The sequence below is a fragment of the Nocardiopsis sp. iso_40 genome (genome assembly GCF_056173285.1).
Genome location: NZ_CM149666.1, coordinates 1096666 through 1113335 on the forward strand (window position 1 = coordinate 1096666; position 16670 = coordinate 1113335).

Here is a 16670-nt window from a genome sequence, read left to right on the forward strand (position 1 = left end):
CGGTGGACGGCACCGGGCGCACCCCGCGGGCACCGAGGGGCGTGCACGGCCGGTCGTGGGATGATCGGTTGCGAAAGAGCCTTGGGAACGTGACCGTCCATGGGCTAGGTTGCCCGCCATGGATATCGCTATCACTTCCGGATACGTCGTCCCCGTCGACGGAGACCCCATCGACGGCGGCACGGTCCTCATCACCGACGGCAGGATCGCCGCCGTCGGCGCGGCAGCCGACGTCGCCGTTCCCGACGGCGCCGAGATCGTGGACGCCGCGGGCAAGTGGGTCCTGCCCGGCTTCGTCGAGGCCCACGGACATGTCGGCATCCACGAGGAGACCATCGGCTGGGCCGGTGACGACACCAACGAGATGACCGACCCCAACGGTGCCCGTATGCGGGCGCTCGACGCCATCAACCCCGCCGACCAGGGGTTCACCGACGCCCTGTCCGGCGGTGTCACCAGCTCCGTGATCAAGCCCGGATCGGGCAACCCCATCGGCGGCCGCACCGTGGCCGTCAAGATGTGGGGCCGCAGCGTGGAGGACCGGCTGATCAAGGAGCCCGCCAGCGTCAAGAGCGCCCTGGGCGAGAACCCCAAGCGGGTCTACGGCAACAAGGACACGCTCCCCTCCACCCGCCAGGGTGTGGCCGCGGTCATCCGCGACGCCTTCACCAAGGCCCAGGACTACAAGGCCAAGCGGGACCACGCCGAGCGGGAGGGCACGCCCTTCGACCGCGACAACACCCTGGAGACCCTCGTCCGGGTACTGGACGGGGAGGTGCCCTGGTGCCAGCACGTGCACCGCGCCGACGACATGCACACCGCGATGCGGCTGGCCGACGAGTTCGGCTACCGGCTCATCATCAACCACTGCACCGAGGGCCACCTGCTGGCCGACGAGATCGCCGAACGCGGCATCCCGGTCATCACCGGGCCGCTGATGACCAGCCGGTCCAAGGTCGAGGTCGGCAACAGAACCCTCGCCAACCCCGGCATCCTGGACCGCGCGGGCGTCAAGGTCGCCCTCACCACCGACGCCCCGGTCATCCCGATCGAGTTCCTCGTCTACCAGGCCATCCTGTGCGTCAAGGAGGGCATGGACCGCGACTCCGCGATCCGCGCCCTGACGCTCAACCCCGCCGAGATCATGGGGCTGGACGACCGGGTGGGAGCCCTCAGGCCGGGGATGGACGCCGACGTCGTGGTCTGGTCCGGCGACCCGCTCGACATCATGAGCCGCGCCCAGCGCGTGTTCGTGGGCGGCCGCGAGGTGTACACCTACGACGAGGCCAGGCGTGAGGGCGTGGCCGCCGACCCCTACTACCGGGAAGCCTGAACCCGTCCCGCCGTCTGAGGCGCCGGGAGTCCCGACCGGTGTCCTCTGAGGTACCTCAGACACCTCCGGCGCCGTGCCCCGCACCACTGAGGCGGAGCACGGCGCCGGTTTCCGGTGCACTCTCCCGATGTGGCGGCGGGGGCCTTACCGGGAGTCTGAAGTCAGCCGGAGAGAGGGAATCCGGCGGACACGGACTCACCGAAGGGGACACCATGCACCCGGAACTCGCCGCCCAGGCCGCCGACGCCTACCGAGCCGAGGCCGAACGCGCCGCCCGCGAGGAGCGCGCCGCCCGCGAGGAGCGCGCGGTCCGCAAGGCCGTGCGGGAACGGCGCCGGCAGGAGCGCCAACGGGGCCGCGGCCCGCGCGCGGCGGGCCGCCCGAACCCGGCGGTGTGAACGGACCGGCCCTCAGAAGGGGGCGAGAACCCAGAACACGAACGTCAGCACCGACCCGACGAGGGTGAACACCACGCCCACGAGGAGCGGCAGCAGGACCGGCAGGGCGCCCGGGTTCGGGTGGTCGGCCAGGGCGTAGTGCGGCGGGTGGGCGGGGTCGTAGTCGACGCGCAGGCGCTCCCCGGGCTCGGGCGCGAAGTTGCTGCGGGCGACGGGGTGGCGCAGGTGGACCTCGCGTCCGTCGGCGGCCCGGAAGCGGACCGTGAACGGGTGCAGACGCACCTTCCTGCGCCTGTTCCCGTCGCGCTTCCACCTGACCTCGGTCCAGCAGTCGGTGACCACGCCGGTGGCGGAGGCGCTGTGCTCCCGGCGGACGACCTTCCCGGTGAGCATGCGGTACACCGTGCGCACCAGCAGGCCCAGGCCCACCAGCGCGAAGAGGGGCGGGAAGAGAAGCAGCACCGTGCCGTTCATGTTCAGGACGGCCAGGGCCGCGGCCCCGAGGACGACCAGGCCTCCCGCGAGGGGGGAGACCGCCGCCACGAGGGTGGGCGGCTCGGGGATCCCGTCGCGGTACAGCGGGTAGTCGCCCATGGAGGGCTCCGGGAAGGCCGCGCGCTCCACCCGGGCGTTCGAGGGGTTCCCGGGGGCGTACAGCACCGTGACCGGGGTGCCCTCCCGCAGGAGGTAACCGCCCGTCCCCGAGCCGTCGGCGGTGTCCCAGGAGCGCCCCTGGCCGTCGTGCACCCGGACGGCCACCGAGTGCCGGCCCGAGGCGCGGTCCATGGGGTGGACGGCGGAGACCACCCCGTGGGCTCGGACCCCGGACCCGGTCAGTTCCAGGTCGCGTCGGCGGCGTGCGAGGGCGGAGAGGGTCCGGCGGCCGCCCGTGTAGAGGGCCACGCCCGCGGCGACCGCGAGCAGGAGCAGCGTGATGAGGGTGTCGTCGTTCACCGGGGTGTTCTACCAAACCGACATCACGTACAGAGGGTCGGCCTCGTCCGGGCCCGCCCGGACCGGGCTCAGCCCACCCGGCGGAAGGGCAGGTCGCCCGCGGGTTCGGTGCCGTACAGGGCGCTCACCCGTTCCGTCCCCATCCGGTCCAGGAACCGCTGGAGGCCGTCCTCGGCCGGGGCGGGGGTCAGCACCAGGGGGACCCCGGCGACGACCGCCGCGGTGAGCACCGCCAGCTCCCCGCCCAGGGCGGTGAGCGGGGCGTCCGGGGCGACGACCACGGCGAGCCGGTCCTGCGCGTCCAGCTCCCACTCCCGGGCCAGGGACCGTCCGGCGGCCACCACCTCGGAGCCGGTGAGGGTGCGCCCGGCGGACTCCAGGGCGGGTTCCGCCGGGTCCACCGGGTACGCGGGGAAGTGGTCGCCGTGCCCGCGCACCTCCACGGTGTAGTCGGTGACCATGGGCGGAACCTCGCGCAGCGGCAGGCCCAGCGGGTCCAGGGAAGTGCCCACGACCTCCTCGGCGCCGCTGTCCAGGGCGTCCTCCAGGTGGTCCGGGGCGGCCACCGCGACCTCGGCGCCCGGGGCGACCCCGTCCTCGGACAACACCGCCGCGGCCCCCACCGACCAGCAGGACAGCAGCCACGCCAACGACTGCCAGTGCGGCGGCAGGGCGAGCGCGATCCGGTCCCCCGGCTGCGTACCGAAACCGTCCACGAGCATGTTGGAGGTCTTGGACACCCAGTTGTCGAGGGTGGCCCGGGACAGCTCGATCCGGTCGCCGAGTTCGTCGTAGGAGGTCACGAACGGCCGGGAGGGATCGGTGGAGACGAGGTCGCGCCAGAGCCGCGCGGGAGAGTCGGACATGGCGCCCATGTTAGGGCGTGTTCGGCGGGCGTCCGCCCTGCCGCGCGTCGCCCGGCACGTCTCCCACCGAGCTCGCGGCCGAGCGCCCCGCCCCGGCGGCGCAACGGCCCCGACACGGGGGCGCGGTGTGCGTACCGTGCCGACAAGTGCCAGAGTTGCCCCCATGCGCCTGCTTCCCGGACGGTGCCTCGCCCGTGTGACCGCGCTCCCCGCGATCGCCCTGTCGGCCTGGCTGCTCGTGGCCTTCCCCCTCCTGATCCTCGGCCAGTTCAACCCGCTGACCGGAGCCGCCCTGGGGCTCCCCGCCGTGGTCGCGGCCTGCGCCCTCCTGCCCCGCCTCGTCCCGGACCCGCCGGTCGACGAGGACGTGCCCTGGTGGCCGGTGATCGCGGTCCTGGGCATCACGGTGGCCTTCGCAGCCGTCCAGATCGCCTTCCACGCCGAGGCACTGGTGATCCGGCGCGACCCGGCCTCCTACGCGATGTACACGTCCTGGATCGCGGAGAACGGCTACCTGCCCATCCCGCAGCAGCGCGAACTCATCGCTGGCGACGACCCGGGGCTCAGCTACCAGAGCCTCGCCCACTACCAGCGCGACGGCGTCATCTGGCCGCAGTTCATGGCCGGGGCGCCCCTGGTGCTGGCCGCCGGCTACTGGCTGGGCGGGCTCGACGGCATGCTCGTGACCGCACCGGTCCTGGGGGCCCTGGGCGTCCTCACCTTCGCCGGGCTCACCGCCCGCCTCGTCGGTGCCCGCTGGGCCCCGCTGGCCGCCCTGGTCCTGGCGGTCTGCCTCCCCCAGCAGTGGGTCAGCCGGTTCACCTACAGCGAACCCCTCGCCCAGGTCCTGCTCCTGGGCGGCCTGGTCCTCGCCTTCGACGCCCTGGCCCGGCGCCGCCACCTCACCGACCGCTGGCAGTCCCCGCAGACGCTGGCGGCCGTCGCCGGAGTGGTGTTCGGCCTGGGGGTGCTGGTGCGCATCGACGCCATCCGCGACCTCCTGCCGGTGGTGGGCTTCGTCGGGCTCCTGCTGGTCGCCCGGCGCGGACAGGCGCTGCCGCTGCTCGCCGGGCTCTGCGTGGGCCTGGCCTACGGACTGGTCGCGGGGTACGGCTACTCCTACCCCTACCTGGAGTACCTGTCGGACTCGCTGAACCCGCTCCTGCTGATCAGCGCCGGGGTCGTCTTCGCCACCGTCGTGCTCACCGCGGCCCTGTGGCGGCACGGGCTTCCGCACACCGAACGGGTGCGCTGGCTGCCCGACGCGATGGCGCTGTTCGCGCTGCTGGTCATGGCCGGTTTCGCGGTCCGCCCGCTGCTGTGGCCGGACTACGGGCACGGCAGCGACTTCACCGACCAGTGGGTCGCCTACGTGCAGGGGGTCGAGGGCCTGCCGATCGAGGGCAGCCGCACCTACTACGACATGAGCCTGTACTGGGTGGGCTGGTACGTGGGGCTGGGCACCGTGCTGTTCGCCTCCCTGGGTGTGGCCCTCGTCCTGCGCAGGCTGACCCTGCGCCGCGACCCGTACTGGCTCCTGCCCGCCATGCTGCTCGTGTGGACGGTCGGCACGACCCTGCTGCGCCCCGCCATCACCCCGGACCACCCCTGGGCCAGCAGACGCCTGATCGTGCTGGTGATCCCCGCGTTCATCCTGTTCGCGGTGTGGTTCCTGGCCTGGTTGACCCGCTACTGCGAGAGGGCCGTCGACAACACCCGGGGCGGGCCGCTCGCCAGGTCGCTGCCGTCCGTGCTCGCCGCCGGCGCCGCCGTGTCCCTGCTCGTGCCCGCGGCCGTGACCTCCGCCTGGGGGATCATGGGGTACCGGCAGGACGTGGGGACGGTCGCGCAGACCGAACGGCTCTGCGAGTCGCTGCCGGCGCACGCCTCGGTCATCGTGGTCGACTCCGGGATGGCCGGGGGGTACATGCCGCTGCTGCGCAACGTGTGCGGTGTGCCCACCGCCGCCCTGGACGACCCCACGCCGGAGTCGGTCGAACGCGTCGTCTCCGCCGTGCACGAGCGCGGCCGGGACGCCGTGCTCGCCGCGCCGGAGTGGGACCTGCTGGTCGAGCTCACCGGCCCCTCGGTGGAGCCCGAACGGCACTTCCACGTGGTCGCCGAGATGGACCCGAGTACCCTCATGGAGCCCCCGACCGGGCACTGGACCTTCAACGGGAGCGTGTGGACCTCCGTCCTGCCCGCACCCGAGTGCCCTCCGACGGCCTCGTGCCCAGACCCAGTCACCAGCACAAGCTGAGAAGAACCGGATGAGACCAGCAGACCCGAACCGCCCCGAAGGCCCCGAGCAGGACCCGCCCGTGCGGGTCACCGTCGTCCTCCCCTGCTACAACGAGGAGGAGCACGTCGTCGACGAGATCAAGCGGATCTGCTCGGCGATGGACGCCTCCGGGTACGGGTACGAGCTTCTCGCGGTCGACGACGCCTCCACCGACGGCACCCTCACCCGGCTGCGCGAGGCCGCCGGACTCTTCCCGCACATGCGCGTGGTGGCCTTCGGGCACAACGGCGGGTCGGGCACCGTGCGGCGGATCGGCAGCCAGCGGGCCCGCGGCGAGTACGTGGTGTGGACCGACGCGGACATGAGCTACCCCAACGAGCGCATCCCCGAGTTCGTCGCCATGCTCGACGCCGACCCCGAGACGGACCAGGTCGTGGGCGCCCGCACCCAGGAGATGGGCACGCACAAGGCGCTCCGGGTCCCCGCCAAGTGGCTGATCCGCAAGATCGCCGAACGCCTCACCAACACCCGCATCCCCGACCTCAACTCGGGCCTGCGCGTGTTCCGCCGCGACGTCGCCCGCCCCTACCTGCGCCTGCTGCCGCCCGGTTTCTCCTGCGTCACCACCATCACGCTGGCGTTCCTCTCCAACCAGCACCCCGTGAAGTACGTGCCCATCGAGTACGCCAAGCGCGCGGGCACGTCCAAGTTCCACTTCGTGCGCGACGCCTACCGGTACATCCTCCAGGTGTTGCGCATGGTCATGTACTTCAACCCGCTCAAGGTCCTGATGCCGCCCGCTCTGTGGCTGCTGGGGATCGGCGCGGCCAAGTTCGTCTACGACCAGGTCCGCAACCCGCTCTACATGCCCAACAACACCGTCATGATCCTGATGACCGGGCTGATCATCGCGGCGATCGCGCTCCTGGCCGACCTCATCGTGCGTTCCAGGGAGCACCCGTGACTGGACCGGACCGGACCGGGGGCGGCCCGGGGGCCCCCGCGGCGCGGAGCATCGTCCTCGTCGGCCCCGCCCACCCCTACAAGGGCGGCGGGGCCCGGCACACCACCGAGCTCGCGCACCGGCTGCGCGGCCTCGGCCACGCGGTGCGGATCGAGTCGTGGCGGGCGCAGTACCCGGCGGCGCTGTACCCGGGACGGCAGACCATCACCGACCCCGAGGGGGAGCCGTTCCCCGACACCCGGCACGACCTGGCCTGGTACCGCCCGGACGGCTGGTGGCGGACCGGGCGGCGGCTGGCCCGGGACGCCGACCTGGTGGTGCTGACCCTGTTCTCGCCGGTGCAGGTGCCCGCCTACCTGGGCCTCCTCGCCGGGATCAGGTCCCGGAGCCGGACCGGTACCGGTCCCAGGGTGGTGGCGCTGTGCCACAACGTCCTGCCGCACGAGCGCCGCGCGATCGACGTCTCCCTGGTCCGGGCGCTGCTGCGCCGGGTCGACGGGGTCCTCACCCACTCGTCCGAGCAGGGCCGCCTCGCCGAGGGGCTCCTCGTGCCAGGGCGACCGGCCCCCGTGGTCGCGGAGATGCCCCCGCACCTGCCCGAGACCGGGGGAGCGCGTCCGGGGGAGCAGCGGGGCGAACACCGGCACCTGTTGTTCTTCGGGATCGTCCGGCCCTACAAGGGTGTGGACGTACTGCTGCGCGCCCTCGGCGAGGGCGCGCCCGAGGACGTCACCCTCACCGTCGCGGGCGAGTTCTGGGGCGGCTCGGCGGACCTGGCCGCCCTGGCGGGGGAACTGGGGCTGGCCGACCGGGTCCGGTTCCGGGAGGGCTACGTGCCCGCCGAGGAACTCCCCGGCCTCCTCGCCGGGGCCGACGCCCTCGTGCTGCCCTACCGTTCCGCCACCGCCACCCAGAACGTGTGGCTGGCCCACGAACACGGGCTCCCGGTCATCGCCACCCGGGCGGGCACCCTCGCCGACCACGTCCGGGACGGGTCGGACGGCCTGCTCTGCGAGCCCGGAGACGTCTCGGACCTGGCCCGGGCGCTGGCCGGGTTCTACCGTCCCGGTGAACCGGCCAGACTCCGGGCGGGGGTCCGCCCGGTCGACGCCGAACCGTACTGGCGGGCCTACGCCGACCGGCTCCTCGGGGCCTGAGCCGGTCTCCGGCCCGGGGCGCAGGGCCTACCGCGCGGCCCTGCCCCTCAGGTGCAGGACGGCAGGCACCAGCAGGCAGAGCGCGCCGAGCACGCCCATGGCCAGGACGGCCCAGGGCAGGTGGCCCCGCCAGCCGGAGGGGTCGGTGGCCTCGTCCGCTCCGGCCTCGCGCTGCTGGTCCTGCTCCTCCTCGGTGCCGACCTGGACGCTGGCGAGCGGGCCGCCGCCGACCACCGCGCAGTCGCCGAAGCCGGGCAGGGAGAAGGTCTCGGTGGCGACGCGGACCTCGTAGAAGCCCACCGGGGGTTCCCAGTCCTGCCAGGCCAGTGCGGGCGAACCGTCCCCGGACAGGAGCCGGCCGTCGGCACCGGAGAGGGTGGCGGTCAGCGGCCCGGCACGATCGGCTGCCTCGGTCATCTCCTCGGGGGTGACCCCGGGGAGGGGACGTGCGTGCGGTGCCAGGGCGAGTTCGAGTTCGGTCACCGCCTCGGCGCCACCGGCGGTCCCAGCGTCCTCTGCGACCTCGGTGTCCCGGGCGAGTTCGGCCGCCAGGTCCAGGGAGAGCTCCGACCGTCCCTCGGCGGACCGGCTCAGGACGGGGAAGACCTGCCCGACCACGGTGACGGTGCCCGCGCCCCGGTCGCACTCGACCTCGGCGGGTTGGACGTGGGCGTGCGAGGGGCCTTCGGGCGTCGGGCCGGTGGCGGTCGCCGGAGTGGCGGCGCCGAGCAGGGCCGCTACCGGGGCCAGCGACAGGGCGAGGGCGGACAGGACACGTGGGGAGCGGGGGGCCCGGTTCATACGGCATGAGCATAGGCCGCGCCGACCATAAATGAAAGGTTTCTTTCCTGTTTTCCGCGGACATGCTCCGAAGGGGCCCGGGCCCGAGGGGGACCGCGTTCAGGCGGGGCCGGTCGCCGGATCGGACGCCGTGCCGTCAGCGGGCTCCGGCCCGTCCTCCCCGCCGGGGCCCGGAGCCCTGGTCAGCAGCACCGCCAACCCGGCCCACCCCACGTCCGCCACCGTCATCACCAGCCGTGAGAGCACCGCCACGACCAACGCCGCACCCGCGTCCACCACCGGGGCCAACGCCACCACCAGCACCGCCTCGCGCACGCCCAGTCCGGCGGGGGCGAACACCACCAGCAGTCCCAGGATCCAGGCCAGCGCGTAGGCGCCCACCGCCGGGCCGACCGAGCGCAGCGCGTCGCCGCCCACCGCCCAGGTCAGCAACCACACGTGCAGCCCCAGGGGCGCCCAGGCCACCAGGGTCCAGCCCACGGACGCGGCGACCGAACCCCCCTCGACCCTCAGCGGCCCCGCCTCGGCCACCTCCCGGAACCGGGAGAAGGGGCGCGCCGCCGACCGCACACCCCAGCCCAGCACACGCGGGTGCAGGCAGGCCAGCAGCAGCGGAGCGGCGGCCAGCGCCCACCACCAGCGGCGGGCGGCCTCCGCCGAGGACAGGGGCAGCGCCACGGCGGCCACCGCCAGGCTCACCGCCACCGTCACCGCGATCGCCAACAGGGTCGCGGCCGCCCCGCGCGAGCGCGGCACCCGCCAGTCCCGGGCCAGCTCCACCTGGGCCACGAACGCCCACACCGAACCGGGCAGGTACTTGCCGAGCTGCCCGACGAACATCACCCGGGCGGCCGCCGTGCGCGGCAGCGCGGAACCCAGGCCGGCGAGCAGCGACCGCCACGCCAGCATCTGCGCGGCCAGCCCCGCCATCCCGGCCAGGGCGGCGGCGGGCAGCACCCACAGCGGGAGCCCGGACACGGCGTCGCGGGCCTGCGTCCAGTTGGCGTACAGGGCCGCGCCCGCGCACGCGCACACCAGCGCGAGCAGGGACAGGCGCACCCACATGTTGCGTCGGAGCCGAGTCAGCACCCCGCCACCCTAGTGCGGTGCGAGGGCGTGCTCCCTTCTCCGGGGCGCCCAGGAAGGGTGGCGGCCGAGACCGGGAAGTACCAGGAGCGTAGGGTGGGCCGTTATGAGTGGTGCGAACGACCCTGCCCCAATCCCCACACCCACGGCCTCGGCGATGCGCAGGGCGCTGGCCCGAGCCCGGGACGGCAAGACCCTCGACGTCACCGAGGCCGAGGTACTCCTGCACGCCCGCGGCGAGGCCCTCGACCAGCTCCTGGAACACGCGGGGAGGGTCCGGGACGCGGGCCTGGAAGCGGCCGGGCGCCCCGACGTCATCACCTACAGCCGCAAGGTCTTCGTGCCGTTGACCCGCCTGTGCCGCGACCGCTGCCACTACTGCACGTTCGCGACCGTCCCCGGCCGCCTGGACGCCCCCTTCCTGTCCCCGGACGAGGTCCTGGACATCGCCCGCAGGGGAGCGGAGACGGGCTGCAAGGAGGTCCTCATCACCCTGGGGGACCGGCCCGAGGACCGGTGGAAGCAGGCCGCCGAATGGCTGAACTCGCGCGGCTACGACGACACCCTGTCCTACGTCCGCGCCATGGCGATCATGGTCCTGGAGGAGACCGGGCTGCTGCCGCACCTCAACCCCGGGGTGCTGACCTGGTCGGACCTGCAACGCCTCAAGCCGGTGGCCCCGTCCATGGGCATGATGCTGGAGACCACCTCCAGGCGCCTGTTCGAGGAGAAGGGCCAGCCCCACTACGGCAGCCCCGACAAGGACCCCGCCGTACGGCTGCGGGCGATGGAGGACGCCGGGCGCTCCAGCGTCCCCTTCACCACGGGCATCCTGCTCGGGATCGGTGAGACGGTCAGGGACCGGGCCGAGTCGATCTTCGCGATGCGCGGGGTCTCCCGCCGCTACGGCGGCATCCAGGAGGTCATCGTGCAGAACTTCCGGGCCAAGCCGGACACCGCGATGATGCACCGCCCCGACGCGGAACGCGACATGATGGCCGCGACCATCGCCGTGACACGCCTGGTCATGGGGTCCAAGGCGCACATCCAGGCACCGCCCAACCTCATCGCGGCCGAGCGGGGCGGCGTCGACGAGTACGAGCTGATGGTCCGTGCGGGCATCGACGACTGGGGCGGGGTGTCCCCGCTCACCGCGGACCACGTCAACCCCGAACGCCCCTGGCCCCAGATCGACGACCTCGCCGCCCGGACCGCCGCCCAGGGGTTCAGGCTGCGCGAACGCCTCACCGTCTACCCGGAGTACATCCGGGCGGGCGAACCCTGGGTCGACCCGCGCCTGAGCGCGCACATCGAGGCGCTCGTGGACCCGGAGACCGGCCTGGCCCGGGAGGACGCCCCGCTGGTGGGGCGCCCCTGGCAGGAGCCCGAGGCGGTCCTGGTCTCCTCCGGCCGCACCGACCTGCACACCGGGATCGACGCCGAGGGGCGCACCTCGGACCGGCGCGGCGACTTCGACGCGGTCTACGGGGACTGGGACGAACTCACCCCGGGGGTGGACCGCAGGGGCGCCGAGCCCAGGCGCCTGGACCCCGAGATCTCCGCCGCGCTGCGCAGTGCCGAACGCGACCCGGCGGGGCTGAGCGACTCCGAGGCGCTGGCGCTGCTGCACGCCGAAGGCGACGCCCTGGAGGCCCTCACCGGACTGGCCGACCGGCTCCGCCGGGACGCCGTCGGCGACGACGTCACCTACGTCGTGACCAGGAACATCAACTTCACCAACGTCTGCTACACCGGCTGCCGGTTCTGCGCCTTCGCGCAGCGCCGCACCGACGCCGACGCCTACACCCTCTCCCTGGACCAGGTCGCCGACCGGGCGGAGGAGGCCTGGAAGGCGGGGGCCACCGAGGTGTGCATGCAGGGCGGCATCCACCCGGACCTGCCCGGCACCGCGTACTTCGACATCGCCGCCGCCGTCCGCGAGCGGGTTCCGGACATGCACGTCCACGCGTTCAGCCCGATGGAGGTGGTGAACGGCGCGGCCCGCACCAACCTGCCGGTCCGCGAGTGGCTGACCCGTGCCCGCGACGCCGGACTCGGCTCGATCCCGGGGACGGCCGCGGAGATCCTCGACGACGAGGTCCGGTGGATCCTCACCAAGGGCAAACTGCCCACCAGCGAGTGGATCGACGTCGTCACGACCGCGCACGACCTGGGCATCCCCACCACGTCCACGATGATGTACGGACACGTGGACTCACCGCACCACTGGGTGGCGCACATCAAGCTGCTGCGCTCGCTCCAGGAGAGGGCGGTGGAACGCAACGGCAGGCGCGGTTTCACCGAGTTCGTGCTGTTGCCGTTCGTGCACACCAACGCGCCGATCTACCTCGCCGGGCTGGCCCGCACGGGACCGACCGTACGCGAGAACCGTGCGGTGCACGCCCTGGCCCGCCTGCTCCTGCACGGACACATCGACAACATCCAGGGCTCCTGGGTGAAGCTCAACGAGGGCACCTTCCGCCAGCTCCTCAACGGCGGCGTCAACGATGTCGGGGGCACGCTGATGGAGGAGACCATCAGCCGGATGGCCGGCTCCGGTCAGGGTTCGTTCAAGACGATCAGCGACATCAGGGCGCTCGTCGAACCCACGGGCCGTCCGGTGCGCCAGCGCACCACGACCTACGGTCCGGTCTCCGAGGAGCGGCAGCGCGTCGCGGAGGCCAGCGACGGCGTGGCCCCGAGCATCCTGCGCCCCGGCCTGCCCGTGGTCTGACCCCGGAACAGCAAACGAGGGGCGGGGCGCCAGTGATGGCGTCCCGCCCCTCGTCACCGCGCGGCCCGTCGGTCAGCAAATGACGCCGTCACCGAACTTCCACGCTCCGGCCGCCGCTCCCGCACCCGCGATCAGGGCGAGCCCGGGAGGAACGGCCGCGCTCAGACTGAGCAGAACGGTGGCCGTGCCGCAGAGCAGGGCGATGAGGGCGAGGAGGGCGACCTTCACGCTGACATGGGCGCTCTGGCTGTCGGTCTCGGCTGAGGGTGACTTCTGACTCCTGGCCAAGGCGGTGTTACCTCCGGTGTCGTCTTCCAGGGCAGGACAGGGCAGCGGGGGCCGGTCCCGTTCGAGACCGGCCTCCCGTGCTGGGTCGGTCGGGTGCTACGAAGCGTTTTCCTGGCTGTCCACGGTGTGCGCCAGCGCGAACAGTTCCTCGTCCACGGTGTCGGCGTCCCTCATCAGCCGGGCGACCAGGCGGCGCTTCCACGCCAGCTCCAGGTCGTCGGCGGCCTCGTTGAACAGACGGTCGAGCGCGGGGGCCTGAGCGAACCGCGTTGCGTCGTCGTTCATGGCCTGCCTCCTTCCCGGCGGGTCCTGCTCTGGTGGGTCCTGCGGTCGGTGTTCGCGTGCGGGATCTCGTCGTTCAGACCCAGGGCGACACTCAGTCGCTCCCGGCCCATGGCGAGCAGCTTTGCACGGGCACGGTCGACACGCTTCTGTGCGGTGCGGGCGGGGACGCCCAGCCGCTGGGCCACGTCCACGACCCGCAGACCGCCCAGGGCGTGCATCGTCATCGCTTCGCGCTGGAGCGGAGGCAGCTCCGCCAGCAGGGCCAGGGCGAGCCTGGTGCCCTCCCTGAGGTCGAGCATCCCCTCGGGCAGTTGGCGGGGGTCGTGTGCGAGTACCGAGGAGCGGTCGACGTCGTCGGTGAGCGACTCCATCTCGCGCTTCTCGACCTGCCTGGCGTGGAAGCGTTCGGCGACGGTCCGCATCCAGGCACGCGGGTGCTTGATCACGGTGCCCTTGGCGAGCGCCCTACGGGCCTCGTTGACAGCGTGAGCGGTCGCGTCATCGATGTCGGCGTCGGACATCCCGATGCGTCCGGTGAATTCGCGGGCCAACAGGGCCGCGGTCTCGACGAGTTCTTCCAGGGTGTGGTGCGTGTCGGAGACGGTGTGGTCCCGCTGTGCGGTGTCACGATCCATAGGGGTGGCTGCTCTCCTCTGTCCCGGGGCACAAGGAAGGTCCTCGTGTCCACTGGCATCCGGTTCCGGCGTGGTCTCACGGGTCGTTCGCCCTGATCAGGGCATGAGGGGCCCGAAAAACCAGCCATGAACTCCCACACCGAGCAGAGGAGCGCCAGCTCCACCAGTGCTGCTTGTCCTGCCCGGTGTCAGAGTTTTCCGCCCGCATGGATCGCGCGGCTGCACAGCATGCGTACCCCCTTCGTCACGAGGTCGGGTCGGACACCCATCCCTCCGCTACGGGACAGTGGTGCCGGGGGCCCCGAAAGGAGACGCGGGACTTATGTGTTCTGCATCACATGCACTTCGCCCGGGCATGCGAGGAGGGGCGGGGCGCCAGTGATGGCGTCCCGCCCCTCGTCACCGCGCGGCCCGTCGGGGATGGGCCCGGGGTGAGGGGCCGCCGGCCGCGGGGGTGGGGCCCCGCGGTGCGGGTCAGCAGGTGCCGAGTACCTCCCACGCGCCCCACTCGCCGGTGGTGCCGGGTTCGCCCTGGGTCCACCACCGGGCCCTGTACGCCGTGCCGTTGTGCGTCACGGTGTCGCCCTTGGTGTAGGTCCCGGCGGTCCACGCCGGTGCGGTGCAGTCGGCGGGCGGTTCGCCGCCGCCGCCGTCACCGCCCGCGGGTGCGTCGACCAGTGTGCCCTCCCTCGGGTGGTCGTAGGTGATCGCGTACTCGTTGGAGCCGACCGTGACGCGGAAGTTGGAGGGCTGTGAGATCGGGAGCTGGTAGCTGAGGGTGAAGTCCAGCGAACCTCCGGCCGGGATGCTCTGCCAGCCGGGGACCGTCAGCTCCACCCGGTGGAAGTCGCCGTCCAGGCCGCCGACGTTGTCCCCGCGGCTGTGCCCCGTCTGCACGTGGGTCAGCCCCATGCCGGACTGGTCGCTCATGTTGGCCGGGGCGGAGGTGCCGTAGTCGAACGTGATCGTCGAGCCGCCGGGGATCTCTCCCGCCGAGTTGTTCGTGACGGTCACGTCCGGGGTGATCGGGTAGTTGTTGTCTCCGAGGGAGAACCCGTGGAAGTCCACGTCGACGTCGAGGACCTCGGCGGGCGCGGCGGTCTCCGCCTTGAGCGCGCCGTAGGGGCCCGCGTTGCTCAGCGTCTGGTGCAGCGAGGTGACGAGCGTGTCGCCCATCTCGTACTGGCCCTTGGCGGAGTCGTAGGAGTAGTCGCCCGCCATCTCCCAGATCATCACGCCGCCCAGGCCGGTGTCGGCCACGTAGTCGGCCTTGGCGCCGATGGCCTGGTCGGCGTCGCCCGACAGGAACGTCCGGGTGTCCGCGTTCCACCACCACTCGTTCTTGGTCACGTCGTCCCAGTGGCGTGTGTAGGTGCCTTCGAGCCCGTCGGTGACGCCGTAGTCGGCCGCGTAGTCCCCGACGACCCCGTTCTCCAGGTTGAGGACGTGCCAGATCGGGTTCACGCCCGCACCGATCGCGTCGCCGGTCACCGGGTCGCTGTCGTACCACAGGTTGTCGACGCCCTCGGCGCCGTGCCCGCAGGGGACGTTGATACCGGTGCCCGGTTGGCACTGGTTCTGGTCGGGCAGTGCCGCGGTGCCCCACAGGCCGTTCTCACCGCCCTGCACGTCCTGCCAGCCACGGGTGTAGAAGGGCACGCCCAGGTTGATCCGGCCCGCCTGCATGGCGCCCCGGAAGTAGTGGTGCGCCCAGTCCGCGTTCAGGTAGCCGATGCCGTCGAAGGCGCCGTAGACGTCGCTCAGCTCGGGGTCCTGGCCGCTGTCGTAGAGCGCGGCGTTGTGGCCCACGAAGTGGTTCCAGGTGCCGTGCAGGTCGTAGGACATCATGTTGACGAAGTCCAGGTACTGGACGATCTGGTGCACCTCCTGGCCGCGCAGCAGCCAGCCGGAGGAGGGCGCCGCGACGGTCAGCTGGTAGTAGGTGCCGTCCTGGGCGGAGGCCTCGTCGAGCTTCTCGCGCAGGACGCGCATCAGTTCCTCGTAGCCCTCCCAGAGCAGGTCGCGCCGGGCGTCGGAGATCCAGTAGTCGTCCGGGCTGCCCGCGCCCTGCATCGAGGTCGCGTACTCGTAGTCGATGTCGAGGCCGTCGAACCCGTACTCGCGAACGAACTCCACTGCGGAGTCGGCGAAGGTCTCGATCCCGGCGTGGTTGACCCCGGTCTCGGTGGTGGTCGTCGAGTAGAAGCCGCCGCTGTCCACCCGCTCGCCGTCGGGACCGAAGAACCCGCCGGTCTCGGCCCAGCCGCCGACGGCGACCAGGGTCTTCACCCCCGGGTTCTCCTTCTTGAACTTGTTCAGCAGGTTGAAGTGGCCGTCGTAGCCGAACTCGGGGTCGGGCTCCAGACCGGGCCGGTCCCAGGTCATCCCGGTGGCGGGGTTGTCGGGGGTGTCGGGGCCGACGGACAGGCGGTTGTTCTCGTCGACGTGTCCGAACGCGTAGTTGATGTGGGAGATCTTGTCCCAGGGGATGTCGTCGGCCAGGTAGGCGGGCTGCCCGTTGGCGCCGTTGCGCCAGCTGGTGAAGTAGCCGATCACTCTGCGGTCGAGGCCGTTGGGCAGGAGCTCACGCCCCTCGGCGTCGTAGACGTCGCAGTAGGGGACGTCCAGCCCGGGGGTCTGGTGGAGCCCGTCGGGGCGGCAGTCCTGCCCGGCGGAGGCCGGGGCGGGCTCGCTCGGAGCCGACGAGGCCGGAGCGGGCTCGCTCGGGACCGGTGCGGGGAGGGCGGCGGCGGGAGGCGTGGCGAACAGCAGGCTCGCTGTGACGCCCAGGCCCGCGGCAGCGGCGCCCAGGGCGCGCGCCCAGCGGGGGGAGGGTGTGGCTGTCATCGGGGGTTCCTTCGGGGGAGGAGAAGGCAGACAGGACGGACGGGAGGTGGTCGGGCGGGGGAAACGGGTGAGGCAGGGGA

General features: G+C 72.5%; 14 protein-coding genes. 6 read left to right on the top strand and 8 right to left on the bottom strand.

Annotation, left to right across the window (positions count from 1 at the left end; translation table 11 throughout):
* The first annotated feature begins 118 nt into the window (after positions 1–118).
* Positions 119–1333, top strand: coding sequence for an amidohydrolase (locus tag AC0VYD_RS04880; protein WP_475478778.1), 1215 nt, complete (start codon positions 119–121; stop codon positions 1331–1333).
* A gap of 212 nt (positions 1334–1545) precedes the next feature.
* Positions 1546–1731: a hypothetical protein gene (locus AC0VYD_RS04885; RefSeq protein ID WP_475478779.1), complete on the top strand. Its 186-nt coding sequence runs from the start codon at positions 1546–1548 to the stop codon at positions 1729–1731.
* Between the two features lie 12 nt (positions 1732–1743).
* Here AC0VYD_RS04885 and AC0VYD_RS04890 read toward each other — a convergent pair whose 3' ends face one another.
* Both AC0VYD_RS04890 and AC0VYD_RS04895 read right to left on the bottom strand, forming a co-directional pair.
* Positions 1744–2685, bottom strand: a complete 942-nt coding sequence (locus AC0VYD_RS04890) for a DUF3592 domain-containing protein (RefSeq protein ID WP_475478780.1) — start codon at positions 2683–2685, stop codon at positions 1744–1746.
* A 68-nt stretch (positions 2686–2753) separates the two neighbouring features.
* A complete protein-coding gene (locus AC0VYD_RS04895) occupies positions 2754–3560 on the bottom strand; it encodes a TIGR03089 family protein (RefSeq protein ID WP_475478781.1) in 807 nt (268 codons plus the stop codon).
* 154 nt (positions 3561–3714) lie between these two features.
* Here AC0VYD_RS04895 and AC0VYD_RS04900 point away from each other — a divergent pair, with 154 nt between their 5' ends.
* Genes AC0VYD_RS04900 through AC0VYD_RS04910 form a run of 3 tightly spaced genes read left to right on the top strand, consistent with a single transcriptional unit; the run spans position 3715 to position 7914 of the window.
* Positions 3715–5811 (top strand): hypothetical protein, encoded by a 2097-nt coding sequence (locus AC0VYD_RS04900; RefSeq protein ID WP_475478782.1) that lies wholly within the window; start codon positions 3715–3717, stop codon positions 5809–5811.
* 10 nt (positions 5812–5821) lie between these two features.
* The gene (locus AC0VYD_RS04905; RefSeq protein ID WP_473036474.1) at positions 5822–6757 is read left to right on the top strand and encodes a glycosyltransferase; all 936 of its coding nucleotides are present in this window, start codon (positions 5822–5824) and stop codon (positions 6755–6757) included.
* Entirely contained in the window at positions 6754–7914 is a 1161-nt protein-coding gene (locus tag AC0VYD_RS04910; RefSeq protein ID WP_475478783.1) for a glycosyltransferase family 4 protein, read from the top strand. The genes AC0VYD_RS04905 and AC0VYD_RS04910 overlap by 4 nt, the downstream gene beginning before the upstream one ends.
* Before the next feature lie 27 nt (positions 7915–7941).
* Here the strand turns inward: AC0VYD_RS04910 and AC0VYD_RS04915 are convergent, their stop codons facing one another.
* The gene (locus tag AC0VYD_RS04915) at positions 7942–8715 is read right to left on the bottom strand and encodes a hypothetical protein (protein WP_475478784.1); all 774 of its coding nucleotides are present in this window, start codon (positions 8713–8715) and stop codon (positions 7942–7944) included.
* Positions 8716–8814: 99 nt separating this feature from the next.
* The gene (locus tag AC0VYD_RS04920; protein WP_475478785.1) at positions 8815–9804 is read right to left on the bottom strand and encodes a lysylphosphatidylglycerol synthase domain-containing protein; all 990 of its coding nucleotides are present in this window, start codon (positions 9802–9804) and stop codon (positions 8815–8817) included.
* Between the two features lie 103 nt (positions 9805–9907).
* Here AC0VYD_RS04920 and AC0VYD_RS04925 point away from each other — a divergent pair, with 103 nt between their 5' ends.
* A complete protein-coding gene (locus AC0VYD_RS04925) occupies positions 9908–12535 on the top strand; it encodes a bifunctional FO biosynthesis protein CofGH (RefSeq protein WP_475478786.1) in 2628 nt (875 codons plus the stop codon).
* Positions 12536–12607: 72 nt separating this feature from the next.
* Here the strand turns inward: AC0VYD_RS04925 and AC0VYD_RS04930 are convergent, their stop codons facing one another.
* The 4 genes from AC0VYD_RS04930 to AC0VYD_RS04945 form a co-directional block, all read right to left on the bottom strand.
* Positions 12608–12823 carry a hypothetical protein gene (locus AC0VYD_RS04930; protein WP_475478787.1) on the bottom strand — a complete coding sequence of 72 codons (216 nt, stop codon included), beginning with the start codon at positions 12821–12823 and terminating at the stop codon, positions 12608–12610.
* Positions 12824–12919: 96 nt separating this feature from the next.
* Positions 12920–13108: a hypothetical protein gene (locus AC0VYD_RS04935; RefSeq protein WP_475478788.1), complete on the bottom strand. Its 189-nt coding sequence runs from the start codon at positions 13106–13108 to the stop codon at positions 12920–12922.
* Positions 13105–13743, bottom strand: a complete 639-nt coding sequence (locus tag AC0VYD_RS04940) for an RNA polymerase sigma factor (protein WP_475478789.1) — start codon at positions 13741–13743, stop codon at positions 13105–13107. Before AC0VYD_RS04940 ends, AC0VYD_RS04935 begins: the two co-directional genes overlap by 4 nt.
* 474 nt (positions 13744–14217) lie before the next feature.
* Positions 14218–16590: a chitinase C-terminal domain-containing protein gene (locus tag AC0VYD_RS04945; protein ID WP_475478790.1), complete on the bottom strand. Its 2373-nt coding sequence runs from the start codon at positions 16588–16590 to the stop codon at positions 14218–14220.
* Between the last annotated feature and the right edge of the window lie 80 nt (positions 16591–16670).